Below are 15,190 nucleotides of genomic sequence, written 5' to 3' on the forward strand. Positions count from 1 at the left end.
TGTTTCACGTCAGTTAGAGCGGGATGCCGGCTGATTGCCGCGCGCAGTTTTCCTCATCCCGCTCTAGGCGCTCTTTCTCATCGCCGGGTCCGGTAGCGGCACCGCCGCCATCAACGCTTTGGTATAGGCGTCCTGCGGATCCTCGAAAACAGCGCGGCGCGTTCCCATCTCGACGATCCGGCCGCCGCGCATGACGGCGACATGGTGCGACATGCGTTCGATCACCGCCATGTCGTGCGAGACGAAAAGATAGGCGAGACCCATCGTCTCCTGCAGTTCGAGCATCAGGTCGAGCACGCGGGCGCGAACCGAGACGTCGAGCGCCGCCACGCTTTCGTCGGCGACGATCAGCTTCGGATTGACCGCAAGCGCGCGGGCGATGCAGATGCGCTGCCGCTGTCCGCCGGAGAACTCGTGCGGATAGCGGCTGGCGGCGTCGGGCTGAAGGCCGACGCGGCGCAGCAGTTCGGCGACGCGATCGGTGCGTTCGCTCCGGTTGCCGATGCCGTGGATGACGAGCGGCTCGGCGATCGCGGCGCCGACCGCCATGCGCGGATCGAGCGAAGCGTAGGGATCCTGGAAGATCATCTGCGCCGACCGGCGCACCGGCCGCATCTGGCGCTGCGAAAGCGCCCCGATATCCTGGCCGTCGATCGTGACATCACCACTGAAGGGGATGAGGCCGAGCACGGCCTTGCCGGTCGTCGACTTGCCTGACCCGCTTTCACCAACGAGACCCAGCGTTTCGCCCGGGAAGATGTCGAAGGAGACGTCGCTGACCGCGGCCGTCTGTTTCTTCCCGCCGAGCAAGCCAGTGGGTTTCTTGCCATAGTGGACAACAAGGTCGCGGACCGACAGGACAGGCCCGCTGACCGGCGTGAAAGGCGTTGCCGTCGCCGGGCCGACGCGTGGCGGACCGTCGGTGCCGGCATGCGCCCCCAGCCGCGGCACGGCGGCGAGCAGATCCTGCGTGTAGCGCTCGCGCGGCGCGCGAAAGATCGGCGAGACATCGCCCTGTTCGATGACGCGGCCCTGCTGCATGATCACCACGCGATCAGCCATCTGCGCCACGACGCCCATGTCGTGGGTGATCAGGATGATGGAGGCGCCGAATTCCTGTTTCAGCTCCTTCATCAGCGTCAGGATCTGCGCCTGGACGGTGACATCAAGCGCGGTGGTCGGCTCATCGGCGATCAGCACCTTGGGACGGCAGGAGAGCGCCATGGCGATCATCACGCGCTGCCGCATGCCACCGGAAAGCTCATGCGGATATTGCGTCAACCGCCGGGCAGGTTCGGTGATGTGCACCGCGTCGAGCATGCGCAACGCGACCGCGCCGGCCGTCGTCCCCTCCGACCCCTGATGTTCGCGGATCGCCTCGGTCAGCTGCTCGCCGATCGACATGACCGGATTGAGCGATGTCATCGGCTCCTGGAAGACCATGGCAACATCGCCGCCGCGCACGCTGCGCATCGCGCTGTTCGAAAGCTTCGAGAGTTCGCGCCCCTGAAGCCTGATACTGCCGGAGGCGATCCGCAGCGACGTCTTCGGCAAGAGCCCCATGACGGCAAGCGAGGTCACGGATTTCCCGGACCCGCTCTCGCCGGCGATGCAGAGCGTTTCCCCGCTCAAAAGGTCGAAGCTGACCGCATCGAGGACCCGCCGCGGTCCCTCAGGTGTCAGCGCATCGACCGAGAGCCCGTCGATGCTGAGCACGGGTGTAGCTGTCATCACGAAAAGACGATCCTCGGGAAGTAGAAGGAAACCACCCAGTTCGGCTGGTCGACGATCTCGCTGATGCGGAGATCGCCGCAGACCGAGCACAGCAGATAGGCATCGACCGGGCTCAGACCGTGTTCGGCGCCGAGCAGGTCGATCATGCGCATCAGGCTCTCGCGGGCGCCGGTCATCAGGTCCGGGCCGATGCCGGTCGTCACCTCGTAGCCGGCCGTGTCGAGATGACGGGTCACCGGCCCCGGCGTGGTGAAGCGCGGGCTGACGAGACGCGCATCCTTGACGAGTTCGATCGTCGCTTCGACCTCCATCTGGCTTTCGATGGCCGTGCCGCAGACTTCGCCGTCGCCTTGCGCCGCGTGGGTGTCGCCGATCGAAAACAGCGCGCCCTCCACTTCAACAGGCAGATAGAGCGTGACGCCTGACGTGAGGTCGCGAATGTCGAGATTGCCGCCAACCCGGCGCGGCGGCACCACCGAGTGCAGGCCGGGTTCTGCCGGCGCGACGCCGATCGTGCCGGCGAAAGGCTTCAGCGGCACGCGGCCGCCCGGACCATAAAGCGCCGGCGCCATCGTGCTGGCGTCATAGGACCACATGTGCAGGGCCGGATCGGTGAACTGGTCGGCAAGCAGCCCGAAGCCCGGAATGTTGGCGGTCCAGCCCACACCCGAGGGGATGAAGCGGCGGATCGTGACCTTCAGCGCATCGCCAGGCTTTGCCCCTTCGACATAGACCGGCCCCGTCACCGGATTGATTTTCTCGAAATCGAGCGAAGCCAGCGTTTCGAGCGTCGAGCCGGCTCCGAGCTGCCCGCCGGAGGAATCCAGGCATTCGAAGTGGATGGTCTCCCCGGGCTTGGCGATCAGCGTCGGCTCGAAATCGCGGTTCCAGCCGAAATGGTGCTTGGCGCGGTGAATGGTGTGTGTGCAGGCAACGCACATGTACTCTCTCCCAAACCTAAGAAAAGGCTCCCCGGAGACGCGCCCGGGGAGCCCGACGCTTATTGCTTCACGAAGATGGCGTCGTAATTGATCACCCGAGTGGGATCGACATAGATGTCGCCGTCGCCGCCCATGCGCGGCGACTTGGCGACGACGCGACGCTCGTTGGTGACGGGAACCCAGGGCGCATCGGCCATGATGTCGGTGAAGATCTTGCCCCACTCCGCCTGGCGCTCGGCCGCCTGTGCCGGATCGGACATGGAATCAGCTGCAACCGCGCGCTTGTCGAGCGCCTCGTTGCAGTACCACGACCAGTTCCAGCCGCCCTGGACGGCGCCGGAGCAACCGAGGATGGGCCCGTAGAAGTTGGACGGATCCGGGAAGTCGGCAATCCAGGCCATGCCACCCGACCAGATCATCGGCGCTTCGCCTTCCGTACCGCCGGCGGCGATCACATTGGCCTGGGCGAGAGCGCGGACTTCCGCCTTGATGCCGATGGCAGCCAGATCCTGCTGGATCGCCTGGGCAATGCGCGGCTGCGGATCGGTGTTGGTCGAATAGAGCACCGTCTCGAAACCGTCGGCATGACCAGCGTCGGCGAGGAGTGCCTTTGCCTTTTCGACATCATAGGCATAGCCGGGGAACGCCTTGTCATAACCCGGCATCAGCGGCGGCAGCGGCTGGTTGGCGGCCGTCGCCCGGCCGTTGAGGATGCGGGTGATGCGCTCCTTGTTGATCGCCATGTTGACCGCCTGGCGCACCTTGACGTCGTCGAAGGGCTTCACCTTGGTGTTGAGCGTGACATAGCCGGTGTGCAGCTGCTGGCCGTCGACGATGATCTCGGCACCTTCGGCCGAGTTCTTGATTTCGAGGAACTTTGCCGGCGGAATGCCGTCACCGGCGATATCGATCTCGCCCTTCTGCAGCCGCAGGAGTGCCACCAGCGGCTCCTGGCCGACCTCGACGGTGAACTTGTCGATATGCGGCATGTCCTTGACGAAATAGTCGGGGTTGCGCTCGAAGGTCAGGCTCTGGCCGACGGTCCAGTCCTTGAGGATGAAAGTGCCCGAGCCGACAGGCTTCTTGCCGAAATCGCCGGCGGCCGCCTCGACCGCTTCCTTCGGCACGACCGAGGCGAAGTTGACTGCGAGCACGTGCAGGAAGGTGGCGTCCGGACGCGACAGGCGGAAGACCACGGTCGCATCGTCCGGCGCCTCGATGCCTTCGAGCGTCGTCGCCTTGCCGCCCGACAGATCGTCAAAGCCCTTGATCGCGCCGAAGAAGCCGGCACCCGGCCCTTGTGTTTTCGGGTCGACCGCGCGCTCGATCGAGTACTTCACATCCGATGCGACGATTTCACGGCCGTTGGTGAATTTGACGCTCTTGCGCAGCTTGAAAGTATAGGTGAGGCCGTCGGGCGCGACCTCGAAGCTCTCGGCCAAGGACGGCACCAGTTCGGTGGTGCCGGGCTTGTAGTCCATCAGCCGCGAGAACAGGCTCTTGATCATCGACCAGTTGACCCAGTCGTAGCCGATGGCAGGATCGAGCGTGGCAATGTCGTCCTTGTAGGTGATGACGATCTCGCCGCCCTGTTTCGGCGAATCCTGCGCCAGCACAGTGAACGGTGACAGAGCGAGCGCTGCGGCGACAGTTGAAGTTCGAAGCCAGCTTTTGAACATTGTTGTTCCCCTTTTTGGTTGCTGTGCGAAATGAGCTTTTCCGGAAAAGTGCGAAGCAGTTTTCGGTGCCAACTCCTAGCGGGCGCGAATGCGCGGATCGATGAGCGGCGCGACGAGATCGGCGATGAGATTGCCGATGACGATTGCGAGCGCCGAAACGAGCGTCACCCCCATGATGATTGGAATGTCGACCTGCTGGATCGCCTGCCAGGCGAGCTGGCCGATGCCCGGCCAGCCGTAGACCGCCTCGACGACGACAACGCCGCTCATGAACTGGCCGATATCGATGCCGATCATCGCGACGACGGGCAAAAGCGCGTTGGGAAGCGCATGGCGGAAGACGATGCGAAACGAGGACAGGCCCTTGGCGCGCGCCGTGCGCACATAGTCCTGATTGAGCACGTCGATCATCGCCGAGCGCACCATGCGCGCATACCAGCCAGCGCCGAGGATGCCGAGCGTCAGGGCGGGCAGCACCACATGGGCGAAGGTGCCAAAGCCGCTCATCGGGAACCAGGCAAGCGTGACGGCAAAAACGTAGAGGAGCAGCAGGGCAGCGACAAACTGCGGCGCCGACACCCCGACGAAGGATGCCATCATCACCAACCGATCGATAAAACCGCCCCGCCGGACAGCCGCGAGGACGCCAAGGGCGATGCCGAGCAGCACTTCGACGAAGATGCCGGCGGCCATCAGGATCAGCGTTGCCGGCAGGCGCGCCGCAATCAGCGCGCCGACATCGGTCTTCTGCGCGTAGGAGCGCCCGAGATCACCCTGCACGAGACCTTGCAGATAGGTCCAGAACTGCACGAGCAGCGGCTGGTCGAGCCCGAGTTCGCGGCGGATATTGGCGACCGTCTGTGCCGTCGCACTGCGCCCGGCGATCATGCGGGCAGGATCGGCAGGAAGCGCATAGAGCAGCAGGAAGGTGATGGCCGCAACGCCGAGGAGAATGAGCGCGGTCTGGACGAGACGGCGCAGCAGAAGGAATGCCATCTCAGCCCCTCCCGCGCTGTGTCGGATCGAGAAGGTCGCGCAGCGCATCGCCGACCAGATTGAAGGACAGCGCGGTCAAGAGGATGACGGCGCCGGGGATGAAGACCAGCCAGGGTGCGGCCTGGAAATAGCTTTGGCTCTCAAAGATGATGTTGCCCCAGGAGGGGGTCGGCGGCTGAACGCCGATGCCGAGGAAGGAAAGCGTCGCCTCCAGCAGCACCGTCGTTGCGATGCCGAGCGTACCCCAGACGATCGCCGTCGGGATGAGATGCGGCAGGATGTGGTAAAACAGGATGCGGCCGTGACCGGCACCGAGCGAGCGCTCGGCCAGGATGAAGTCGCGTTCGACGAGGCCGCGCGTTTCGGTATAGACGATGCGGGCGACCTGCACCCAGTTGACGAGCGCGATGACCATCGCGACGATCCAAAGGCTCGGGCGAAGGAGAGCGGCAAGCACGATCGCAAGCAGCAGTGCCGGAAAGGCCATCATCAGGTCGGTGAAGCGCATCAGCGCATTGCCGACGAGCCCGCGCATGTAGCCCGAGAGAATGCCGATCAGGAGACCGATCGTAACAGCGATACCATTGGCGACGAGGCCGATGACGAGCGAGGTGCGTGCGCCGTAGAGCAGTCGGGACAGGAGATCACGGCCGAGCGCGTCGGTGCCGAGCAGGAACTGCGCGCTTGGCGGCAACGGCGCCCCTTCGAGCGTCAAGCCGTCGAACATCTGTTCATCCGGGCTATAGGGGGCAACAAGGGGCGCTGCCAAAGCGAGCAAAACGACCAGCGCGACGACGACGAGGCCGAACAGCGCTGCCGGCTGCCTGATCATGGATTTCAGCACATGCATCAGCCGGCCTCCGGCAACGGCTCGGCGCCGCCGAGGATGGAGCCGGCGACCTGCTCCATCGACAGACGCTTTTTCATCGCGCAATTGCGCAGGATGCCGTAGGCCCGCTCCTCGTCGACATGGCAGGCCTGCCCGATTTTTTGCACCGCGGCGTGCACGAGCGGGCGCATCCGCACCCGTTCTTCGAGATGCGCGATCTTGTCGGCGACGGCGCGACGTTCCTGATGAACCCCGACTGCCATGACCAGGGCCGGGTAGACCGCCGAGGACGCCAAGGGCTTGGCGAGGATCGCCGCCGCCCCCTGTCCCATGGCCCAGGCGACGCGCCCCGGCGCTTCCGAGCCGAGCAGGGCGATCAACGGCCGCGGAGCTTGCTCATCCTTCCAGGGCAGGAGCCCGCTCCAGCCCTGGTCGGCGTCGACCAGGATGATCTCGGGCAGGTGGCGCTCATCGAGCGGCTGCCACTGGACTGTGACCTCGAACCCGAAGAGCCGGAGCTGCCGGACGAGGCGTTCGGTCGTTTGATCTTCGCGGTGCAGGATCGTCGCGCGCCAGCCGGTGAAGTTCGGTGTTTCCCTCATGAGACGATCCGCAATTGGGGCGCCTTGCGCTTGCGCTGGCCGGTCAGGTAGGGGTCGGCGACGATCGACGGCTGCGAGGTGACGATGTCGAAACCGCCGTCGTCGCTAATGCGACCGAGATGGAACGGCAGTGCCGCGTGATGGGTCTGCGGATCGATCCTGAGCGGGCCGAGCACGCTCGGTCGCGCCACCGACGTAACGCGGTGCACGATCGCGGCAGGATCATCGTCGCCCGCCTCGATGATCGCTTCGGCGCAGAGCTCGACCGAGGCATAGGCGCTGGCAAACAGGCTCGAAATGCGTCGGCCTGGACCAAACCGCCTGGCGACGCGCAGCTTGAACGCGGCATTGGCGGGCGAAACCACGGTGTCGAAATAGGCGGCGGCACAGAGCTGGCCGGTTGCAACGCCGAGACCGATATCGGTCAGCTCGCATTCCTGCAGGTCGCAACTGACGACGGGGCAATTTTCCGGACGGAACGCCGGATCGCGCTCGGCGAGCGCCCGGATGGCCGCATGAAAGGCGTAGCTCGAGGGACCGACGAGATTGTTGAGGATGAAACTCGGCCGCCGCTGCTCGATTTCGGCGACGATGCGCTCGACCGCGGTTTCCTCGAGCGGCAGGTAGCGTTCGCCAAGGATGGCGCCGCAGGCCTCTTCCACGAGTTCGCGCGCCAGCCGGTTCATTTCCCAACCCCAGACATAGTTGGCGCCGACCAGATAGGGGCGGTTGCCGAAGCGCGGCAGCAGATAGTCGAGCAAGGGCAGCAGATGCTGGTTCGGGCAACCGCCCGTGTAGATCACGTTGTCATTGGCCTCGAAGCCCTCGTAGGGGCACATGTACCAGAGCAGGCCGTCGTGCTTTTCGACGAGCGGAATGACTTCCTTTCGGGCGAGCGAGGTGATGGTGCCGATGATGTGGCGGCAGCCGTGATCGCGCAGCAGCGACCGGGCGCCTTCGAGATAGCGGTCGATATTGGCTTCGGGATCGACGAAGACCGGTTCGATCCGGCCGGGATGAGCGGCGGCGATATCCTCGATCGCCAATTCCGCGCCGTCGCGGCAGTCGCGCCCCATCGCCCCATAGGGCCCGGTTGTCGAATAGAGGATGCCGATCTTTATCGCGTCGCTCATGTACCCGCCAAAAACCAAAAACCCCATGACGCCGCACCCATCATGGATGGGGGGATCATGGGGCCAAGCTGCCCGTCGACCATCGAGGTCATGTGAAAGGGATTGATGCTGCTCAATCTGAGAGCATGATTAAGATACGGGCAGCCGGACGCTGTCAAGCAAGGATTGGCAAGCAGCGAGCCTATTCTGCGCAACTTTGTACATGGAAACTGGCAGGTCGCAGCAACCACGGGCACCCCTACTCCCGGCGAGGCGAGCGCAAGTCTGGCGACCGGCCCGCGTGCAGGGCCGGTCGGGTTCAGATTCCAGCTAAATTAGAACTTGCGGCTGATCGCGATCTTGAAGTTCCGGCCCGGCATCGCCGAAATCCCGTCGCTGAGATAGGGCTCGTAGTACTTGTCGAAGATGTTGTCGACGGCGAGATGCACTTCGCCGCCTTCCATGAAACCCGATGTCGGCGTCCAATCGAGGAAGAGGCCGTGCACCGCATAGCCGGCGCTCGGCGGACGGGCATAGGTCTGTCCGCCCTGATTGTAGGGCGTGCGGTTCTGGTCGTCGACGAAGGTGCCCGTCCAGCCAAAAGAAAGGTCGCGATCCGGCACCTTGATCCCGGCGGCGGCGATCACGGTCAGCGGCGCCAGATCGTTGATGTAGGTGTCGGGTCCCCAAATGTTGTTGACGGCTCCGGTGCGCTCGCCCGTCATCCAGGACACGCCGAGATCGGCAAACGTGCGCTCGGTCTCGTAATGCGCTTGCCACTCGATGCCCCTGATATCGTAGGACGGCGTGTTCCAGTAGAACGGCACATTGCCGGTCACACCAGCAAGGTTGGCCGTGCCGAACCGGCGCGTCACCGGGTTGGAGACATGGTTGTTGTAGGCCGAGATGCGTGTCGACAGCATGTCATCGGTCGTCAGCACGTCGTTGAAGCTCAGGTCGACGCCAAGGTTGAAGGTGCTGTTGCGCTCGACCTCCATGTCCCGGCTGGTGCCGGAAGCCTTGGTGAGCGCGCTCTGCGTCGAATAGAGTTCGTCGATGTTGGGCACCCGCATCGCATAGGCCCAGTCGGCAAAGAACCGCACCGAAGGCGTCGCCTCCCATGACAGGCTGACCGCCGGCGTCACGCCCTGGTGCGAGACGGCGGAATAGTCGTGGCCGGCCAGCGGATTGTTGAAGCGTGGCGCCTGGTTCGGCACGCCCTTGGAGCGCACGTGGTCATAGCGCAGACCTGGCGTCACGGCGACCGTGTCGGTCAGCTCGATCCGGTCGCGAACGAAGGCGGCAAAGGTCTTCTGCGTACCTTCGGGCATGAACCAGGGGGCGTAATAGCCGTAATTGTACTGTGCCTGGGTGCGGTTGGCGATGTCGTACATCCAGATGTCGCGGTCATGGTCGAGATATTGCACGCCGTAGTTCAGGCTGTGCGACAGGCCGCCAAGCGTGAAGTTGGAGGTATTCTCCGCTTCAAATTTGATATCGGTATAGGCGGCATCGTTTTCGTAGCCGCCGACGGATGCGCTCGGATTGAGCCCTAAAATGTCGGGCCGCGTCGCATGCTGGCTGGTCGACGAGAAGCTCGCCATCATGCGGTAGTTCACCAGGTCGCTGTCGCCCGCATAGCTATAGGTCAGCGTCGAGGTGAAATCCTCGATCTCGCGCCAGGTGAGAAGCCGGCGCATCGCTTCCTTGTAGCCGTAACGGTCGATGTTGAATTCCGAGGGCGCCGACTGGCCGCGGATGGCGGCCACAGGCCCCCAATTGTCGTTCTGGCCATAGGCGACCGTGCCCCTGATCTCGTGGCCGTCATATTCGGCGCCGACATTGGCAAGCAGAGTGGTCAGCTTCGAGTTGGAGTAGTTGTAGATCTCGCCGCCGCCGACGCGCATGTCGCCGCTCTTGCGCCAGGTCGCCGCCAGAAGGCCATCGTAGGTGATGGGACCGCCGAAATCCGATTGTCCGTAAAGCGCGCCGGTTTCGAGAAACTGCTTGTTGGCGCTCTGGAAACCGGACTTGGCCCAGACACCCCATTCTTCGCCCGGCCGCAACATGTCGGCCGCATCCTTGGTTTCCATCAGCACCGTGCCGCCGAAGCCGCCATTGCCGTAACGCACCGAGGTTGCACCCTTTTCGATCTCGACGCGCTTCAGCAATTCGGGCTCGATGAAGACCGTGCCCTGGTCGTACTTCTCGAAATTCTTCGGCGCGCCGTCGAGGATGATGCGGACATCCGACTGCCGGGCGAAGCCGCGGATGGCGAGCGTCTGTCCTTCGATGCGCACGCCACCGCCCATCGACACGCCGGGCGTCTTCTGCAGCAGTTCCGGAAGGCTCGACGCCTGCGCCTTTTCGATGTCCTCGGCGTCGAGAACGGCAACATTCGGCGCGCGGTCGCCGCGCCTGGCATCACTGCGAGCGACGATCGGCGCCAACTTCGTGCCGTCACCCTCTACCGGTGCCGTTGCTTCGGTTGCGCCCATCAGCTTCACCGTCGCGCCGTCGACGAAGCGATAGCGGACGCCGGTGCCGGTCAACAGCCGCGCGAGCGCCTCGTCCGCCGTCATCTCGCCGGAAAGGCCTGACGTGCTCACGCCTGATGCGACCGAGCTATCGAACACGACCTGAAGCTTGAGCTGGCTCGCCAGACGGTTGACGGCGGCAGTCAACCTGCCGGCGGGCACATCGACGTGATGCAGCGATGCATTCTGAGCGAAGGCGCCGGTGGTTGCCAGGGCAAACACGGTCCCTGCCATCAGCAGGTTGAAAATAGCGGAATGACGGCGTGTGCCGGTCTTGTTCGAATATGGCATGATGGTCCCAGACAATGAGAGATGGCCGAGAAAGGGCCGGGTCTGGTTTCTGGACGAACGAGGTGCCGGTTCAGGGACACCTCGCGTGACGTTTTTTTAGCGCAGGATCGTGACGTAGGGCCCGATCCGGGTGACCTTGACGTCGAAGGCTTCGGCAAGCCCCTGCAGTGCTCTGACGGGATCGGAAAGATCGAAGCTGCCGGACACTCGTCTGGCGCCGATGGCAGCATCGGCGATCAGGATCTTCCCCGGAACATACCGCCCGATTTCCTCGACGACGGACGCGATGGTGCGCTCGTCGAAGACGAGCCGGCCGTCGCGCCAGGCGGCCGCCAACAGGGGATCGACCGGCATGATATCGCCAAGCCTGCCCCGGTGGTTGTAGCTCACCTGCTCGTTGACCTCGACGCGACGCGGCGGTTCCGCGATGTCTGTTGCAACCGACACCGCATGTTCGAGAACCGTTACGCTGGTGCCGTCGTCGGTCAGGTTGACGTCGAAAGCGGTCCCCAGTGCAGTCGTTGTGCCCCCTCCGGCTTCGACGACGAAAGGCCTGTCTTTATCGGCCGCGACCTGGACGAACGCCTCGCCGCGCAACAGCACGATCCGCCGTTCGCCTGGGGTGAACGCATAGGCGACAGCCGATTGGGCGTTGAGCTGCAGCGTCGAGCCATCGTCAAGCGTGAGGATTGGTCTTTCGCCCTTGCCGGCGATGACGTCTGCCCGCATCCACATCGCGCCGTCGAGCGCAAGAAAGACGCCGCCGCCGACGATGACCATGGCTGCAAGCGATGCCATGGTCTTCCGCCGGTTTCCGGTCGCCTTCACCGCCCTTTGCGCAAACTCCGGTTCGCGTTTGATCAACAGGGTGGCATCGCCGACCGCCCGTTGGGCGCGCGCAAAAACCTCGGCATGCGCAGGGTCTTGCGCCCGCCAGCGTTCGAAGGCGACACGCAGCTCTTCATCCTCGGGGTCTCCCGTCAGGCGGACCAGCCAGTCCACCGCTTGCTCGCGCACCCGCTTGTCACGCGCCTTGCGGCCGCGTTCAAGCGTGCCTCCGGCTGGTGCAGGCCGTCCGTCGGGCGCGGTCACAACGCCTCCTCCAGCCGGTCGAGGCAATGCAGATAGGCCTTGCGAAGATGCCGGTCGACCATGTTGCGGCTGATGCCGGTGCGCATGGCGATTTCATCCGAGGTGAGGTTGCCGATGCGGCTGGCGAGAAACACACGCCGTCGCTGCAGCGACATTTCCATGATCGCCCTCTTGAGGATCGAGAGCCGGCGGCGAAGATCGACGTTGGCGTCAGGAGCGGCGACATCGCTGGCGACAGCCAGGGCCTCCTCTTCGCTGCCGGAGAAAAGCTTGAGCTCAAAGCGATCGCGTCGCAGCCGGTCGATGCCGAGATTGGCGCAGGCGCGACGCAGAAACGCCCTCAGCGAAGACTTGCCTTCAAGCGCCGTGCGCCGGTCCACCAGCCGAACGTAGAGCTCGTGAACGACGTCGTTTGCCGTTGCCGGCGTGTGACCGCGCCGGCGCGTCATCGCGCAAAGCTCGTCGTAGTAGGCCACGATCGCGTCGTCGAGCATCAAATGCGAAGCTGATTTCTCTGGCATGGTTGTTTTCAGGGCCGATCCGGAACCGTCGGCGGAACGAAGATGGACGAGAGGGCGCGGGCAGATGCGCCGGCGCCGGCGTTCATTAGCGCGTCCTCGCGGTACGCACAATAAATATGAGCATAATACTCATCTTTTATTTTGAAGACATGTCTTCCCTGCTTCGATGGCAGCAGACTTCGATGCCGGCTGCTCGGCGCCACCGCCCGAAAGGATGCCGTTGACCTCAGAAACAGGAGGGACATGCTGAAGTGTCATTCACACCGGTCATCCGCGAGGACCTGATCTCCGGACAACTTGAACCGGAAGGAGGAAATCATGGCAGCGAACGGCAGCTACAACGGAAAGTGCTTCTGCGGCGCAGTCGAGATCGAAGTGAGCGGCGACCCGGCCGCCATGGGCTATTGCCACTGCGCCTCCTGCCGCAGCTGGTCAGCGGGACCGGTCAATGCCTTCACGCTCTGGCCGCCGGATAAAGTCAAGATCGCCAAAGGCGCCGACAATTTCATCGGCTATCAGAAGACCGCGACAAGCGTACGCAAGTGGTGCAAGGCCTGCGGCGGGCATCTTCTCAACGAGCATCCGCTCTGGGGCGTGACCGATGTCTATGCGGCCGTGCTCCCGCAGCTCGCGTTCAAGCCCATGCTGCATGTCAACTATCAGGAAACGGTGCTGCCGATGAAGGACGGCCTGCCGAAGTATCGCGACTTCCCGCCCGCCTTCGGCGGCACGGGAGAACTGATGGCCGAGTGAGCTCGCTCTTTGAACCGACGCATTCCGAACGGAAAACCGCTTCACACTTTTCCTGGACTTGCTCCCGAGCATCCCGCTCCCAAGTCGACACGTGAGGCGGAGAGATGCTCTGGAGTCAAAGTGCTTGAGTGTCCTTGGTGCGTTCAGTTGAACGCACGGCGCTCTAAGCCTGAGCTGGAGCAGTGCTTGCCAGATAGCGCTGCAGAGCGGTGCGCGTGTTGGCGAACAGGCGATCGGGGCCGAGCTGATCGGCAAATCCCGATGCGCGCACATAGGCGAGCACGTCCGGGTTCAGCTCAGCCAGCCAGACGGTCACCCCGTGTTCGCTGATACGACGCTCGCCTTCCATCATCATCTGGAGCGCAGAGTACTCGATGTCGAAGACCCGGCTCATGTCGAGCACAAGAACCCGCGGCTTTTGCTTGGCCACAAGCGCCTGCGCCTGATCGGCGACCTGCTGGGCGTTGGCGAAGAACAGGCGCCCTTCCGGCCTGAGGATCAGCAGGCCCTCAAAGGTTTCGTCATCCGGATGGTCGGCCGACAGCGGTCGCAGCCGGTCGGTCCCGCGCTTGCGGCCGACCACATAGACCTTCGCCGACGCCGCCTGGCGCGCAAGCCCTATGAACGAAAGGATGATCGCGACGATGATGCCCTGGAGCGTGCCGAAGAAAAGCACGCCGAGGAAGGCGGCAAGCGCCCACTGGAACTCCATCCGCCGGCCCTTGCGGACGGACCAGAAATCCGCGGGCCTGATGAGGCCGACCGAGTAGACGATCACGATCGCCGCAAGAACCGCCTGCGGCAACAGGCCGAGCAGTGGCGCCAGCACCAGCATGGTGGCGGCCGCAGCGGCCGCCGTGACGAGCGATGCCACTTGCGAATGGCCGCCAACGGCGCGAACGACCGCCGTCTGTGACGTGCCGCCACCGGCGCTCATTGCGCCGAAGAACCCACCGGCGAGGTTCGCAGCACCCGTCGCAAGCAACTCGCGATTGGGCCGGATCGGCGGGTCGGACGGAGCGGCGAAGGCCCGGCCGGCGGCAATGGTTTCGGTGAAGCTCATCAGCGCGATCCCGAGCGCGCCAGGCAGAAGCTCCTGCGCTAGGCTGAGGCTTGGCAGGGTGATCGAGGGCAGCGAGCGCGGAATGAAGCCGACGGTAGAGACCCCCAGCGCCTCCAAGCCGGCAAACCAGGAAAGCGCAATACCCGCGGCCACCGCCAGGAGCGGTGCTGGCGAATGCGGCCAGAGCCGTTCCAACGCCAGAAGTGCCACCAGCGCCACGGCGCCGATCGCAAGGGTCAGAAAGGATGTATCGGGGAGGTGGCCGACGATGCTGAGAATGTCGCGAAAGAAGCCTTCCTTGGCGATGTGAAGGCCGAGCAGCTTCGGCACCTGGTCAAGCACGATGACGAGACCGATACCGGCCTTGAAGCCGATCAGGACCGGCGACGAAATGAAGTTGGCGACAAATCCGAAGCGTAGCACCGACGCAAGCACCAGAAGCACGCCGGTTAGCGCGGCAAGCGTCGCCGTTGCCGTGATCAGCTTGCCCGGATCGCCATCGGGGACGGCAAGTCCGAGCTGCGTGCCGGCGAGGATGGCAAGGGTTGTCGTCGACGAGACGCTCAGCACCCTCGACGTGCCGAGCAACGCATAGACGATCATTGGCACGAAGGCGGTGTAGAGGCCGATGCTGACGGGAAGACCGGCAACCGTGGCATAGGCCATGGCCTTGGGAAGCACCACGGCGGCAGCTGTCAGCCCCGCAATCACATCCAGGCGGAAACCTACAGCAAGGCCGCGATCGTCGCCGACAAACGGGTGCTCGTTCGATGCCATCCGGATGCGTTCTCCGGCAGGAATATCATAAAGTTATCATAAGCGATAACATCGGGTCCGAGCCGTTGCAAGGAATGATCGCGGCCCGATATCGAGGGCGGCACGTCACCTGCCGGCACCGATGCTGGCGGCCTGCTTGACTTGCCGCTATCTTGAAATATCCGGGGGTAGGCCGAGAGAAGATGTCGGCTGCCAGGGCGGAAATCCGGGCTTCCTCATCGCGGCTGTGCGGGATGTGGTGCTATGACAATTCCTCCCGTCCA

At 64.0% G+C, this 15,190-nt stretch carries 12 protein-coding genes; 1 reads left to right on the forward strand and 11 read right to left on the reverse strand.

The window, feature by feature from the left end:
• Nucleotides 1–63 precede the first annotated feature (63 nt).
• From BBX50_RS25945 to BBX50_RS25990, 10 genes are all read right to left on the reverse strand, one after another.
• Complete coding sequence (locus BBX50_RS25945; protein ID WP_065778166.1) at nucleotides 64–1,731, reverse strand: ABC transporter ATP-binding protein; 1,668 nt, start codon at nucleotides 1,729–1,731, stop codon at nucleotides 64–66.
• Nucleotides 1,731–2,675, reverse strand: a complete 945-nt coding sequence (locus BBX50_RS25950) for an acetamidase/formamidase family protein (RefSeq protein WP_065778167.1) — start codon at nucleotides 2,673–2,675, stop codon at nucleotides 1,731–1,733. The genes BBX50_RS25945 and BBX50_RS25950 overlap by 1 nt, the downstream gene beginning before the upstream one ends.
• A gap of 59 nt (nucleotides 2,676–2,734) precedes the next feature.
• A complete protein-coding gene (locus tag BBX50_RS25955; protein WP_065778168.1) occupies nucleotides 2,735–4,354 on the reverse strand; it encodes an ABC transporter substrate-binding protein in 1,620 nt (539 codons plus the stop codon).
• Between the two features lie 75 nt (nucleotides 4,355–4,429).
• On the reverse strand, nucleotides 4,430–5,350 hold the full coding sequence (locus tag BBX50_RS25960) for an ABC transporter permease (protein ID WP_065778169.1): 921 nt from the start codon (nucleotides 5,348–5,350) through the stop codon (nucleotides 4,430–4,432).
• Between the two features lies 1 nt (nucleotide 5,351).
• On the reverse strand, nucleotides 5,352–6,200 hold the full coding sequence (locus BBX50_RS25965) for an ABC transporter permease (RefSeq protein ID WP_065778170.1): 849 nt from the start codon (nucleotides 6,198–6,200) through the stop codon (nucleotides 5,352–5,354).
• Nucleotides 6,200–6,781, reverse strand: coding sequence for an ANTAR domain-containing protein (locus BBX50_RS25970; RefSeq protein ID WP_065778171.1), 582 nt, complete (start codon nucleotides 6,779–6,781; stop codon nucleotides 6,200–6,202). Before BBX50_RS25970 ends, BBX50_RS25965 begins: the two co-directional genes overlap by 1 nt.
• Nucleotides 6,778–7,914: a transporter substrate-binding protein gene (locus BBX50_RS25975; protein WP_065778172.1), complete on the reverse strand. Its 1,137-nt coding sequence runs from the start codon at nucleotides 7,912–7,914 to the stop codon at nucleotides 6,778–6,780. Before BBX50_RS25975 ends, BBX50_RS25970 begins: the two co-directional genes overlap by 4 nt.
• 314 nt (nucleotides 7,915–8,228) lie before the next feature.
• Nucleotides 8,229–10,721: a TonB-dependent receptor gene (locus tag BBX50_RS25980; protein ID WP_065778173.1), complete on the reverse strand. Its 2,493-nt coding sequence runs from the start codon at nucleotides 10,719–10,721 to the stop codon at nucleotides 8,229–8,231.
• A 96-nt stretch (nucleotides 10,722–10,817) separates the two neighbouring features.
• Nucleotides 10,818–11,813: a FecR family protein gene (locus BBX50_RS25985; protein WP_161490878.1), complete on the reverse strand. Its 996-nt coding sequence runs from the start codon at nucleotides 11,811–11,813 to the stop codon at nucleotides 10,818–10,820.
• Nucleotides 11,810–12,334: a sigma-70 family RNA polymerase sigma factor gene (locus BBX50_RS25990; RefSeq protein ID WP_083213817.1), complete on the reverse strand. Its 525-nt coding sequence runs from the start codon at nucleotides 12,332–12,334 to the stop codon at nucleotides 11,810–11,812. The genes BBX50_RS25985 and BBX50_RS25990 overlap by 4 nt, the downstream gene beginning before the upstream one ends.
• A gap of 318 nt (nucleotides 12,335–12,652) precedes the next feature.
• Here BBX50_RS25990 and BBX50_RS25995 point away from each other — a divergent pair, with 318 nt between their 5' ends.
• Nucleotides 12,653–13,087: a GFA family protein gene (locus BBX50_RS25995; protein ID WP_065778174.1), complete on the forward strand. Its 435-nt coding sequence runs from the start codon at nucleotides 12,653–12,655 to the stop codon at nucleotides 13,085–13,087.
• Between the two features lie 163 nt (nucleotides 13,088–13,250).
• On the opposite strand, the gene BBX50_RS26000 is transcribed toward BBX50_RS25995, so the two are convergent.
• Complete coding sequence (locus BBX50_RS26000; RefSeq protein ID WP_065778175.1) at nucleotides 13,251–14,927, reverse strand: SulP family inorganic anion transporter; 1,677 nt, start codon at nucleotides 14,925–14,927, stop codon at nucleotides 13,251–13,253.
• Between the last annotated feature and the right edge of the window lie 263 nt (nucleotides 14,928–15,190).

It is taken from the genome of Ensifer sp. LC11 (assembly GCF_001695835.1).
In the GTDB taxonomy this organism is placed as follows: Bacteria; Pseudomonadota; Alphaproteobacteria; order Rhizobiales; family Rhizobiaceae; genus Ensifer.

Coding starts and splice junctions, on each gene's coding strand:
- BBX50_RS25965 (WP_065778170.1), bottom strand. CDS start 6,200: ATGCATGTGCTGAAATCCATGATCAGGCAGCCGGCAGCGCTGTTCGGC.
- BBX50_RS25995 (WP_065778174.1), top strand. CDS start 12,653: ATGGCAGCGAACGGCAGCTACAACGGAAAGTGCTTCTGCGGCGCAGTC.
- BBX50_RS25980 (WP_065778173.1), bottom strand. CDS start 10,721: ATGCCATATTCGAACAAGACCGGCACACGCCGTCATTCCGCTATTTTC.
- BBX50_RS25945 (WP_065778166.1), bottom strand. CDS start 1,731: ATGACAGCTACACCCGTGCTCAGCATCGACGGGCTCTCGGTCGATGCG.
- BBX50_RS25970 (WP_065778171.1), bottom strand. CDS start 6,781: ATGAGGGAAACACCGAACTTCACCGGCTGGCGCGCGACGATCCTGCAC.
- BBX50_RS25960 (WP_065778169.1), bottom strand. CDS start 5,350: ATGGCATTCCTTCTGCTGCGCCGTCTCGTCCAGACCGCGCTCATTCTC.
- BBX50_RS25975 (WP_065778172.1), bottom strand. CDS start 7,914: ATGAGCGACGCGATAAAGATCGGCATCCTCTATTCGACAACCGGGCCC.
- BBX50_RS25950 (WP_065778167.1), bottom strand. CDS start 2,675: ATGTGCGTTGCCTGCACACACACCATTCACCGCGCCAAGCACCATTTC.
- BBX50_RS25990 (WP_083213817.1), bottom strand. CDS start 12,334: ATGCCAGAGAAATCAGCTTCGCATTTGATGCTCGACGACGCGATCGTG.
- BBX50_RS25955 (WP_065778168.1), bottom strand. CDS start 4,354: ATGTTCAAAAGCTGGCTTCGAACTTCAACTGTCGCCGCAGCGCTCGCT.
- BBX50_RS26000 (WP_065778175.1), bottom strand. CDS start 14,927: ATGGCATCGAACGAGCACCCGTTTGTCGGCGACGATCGCGGCCTTGCT.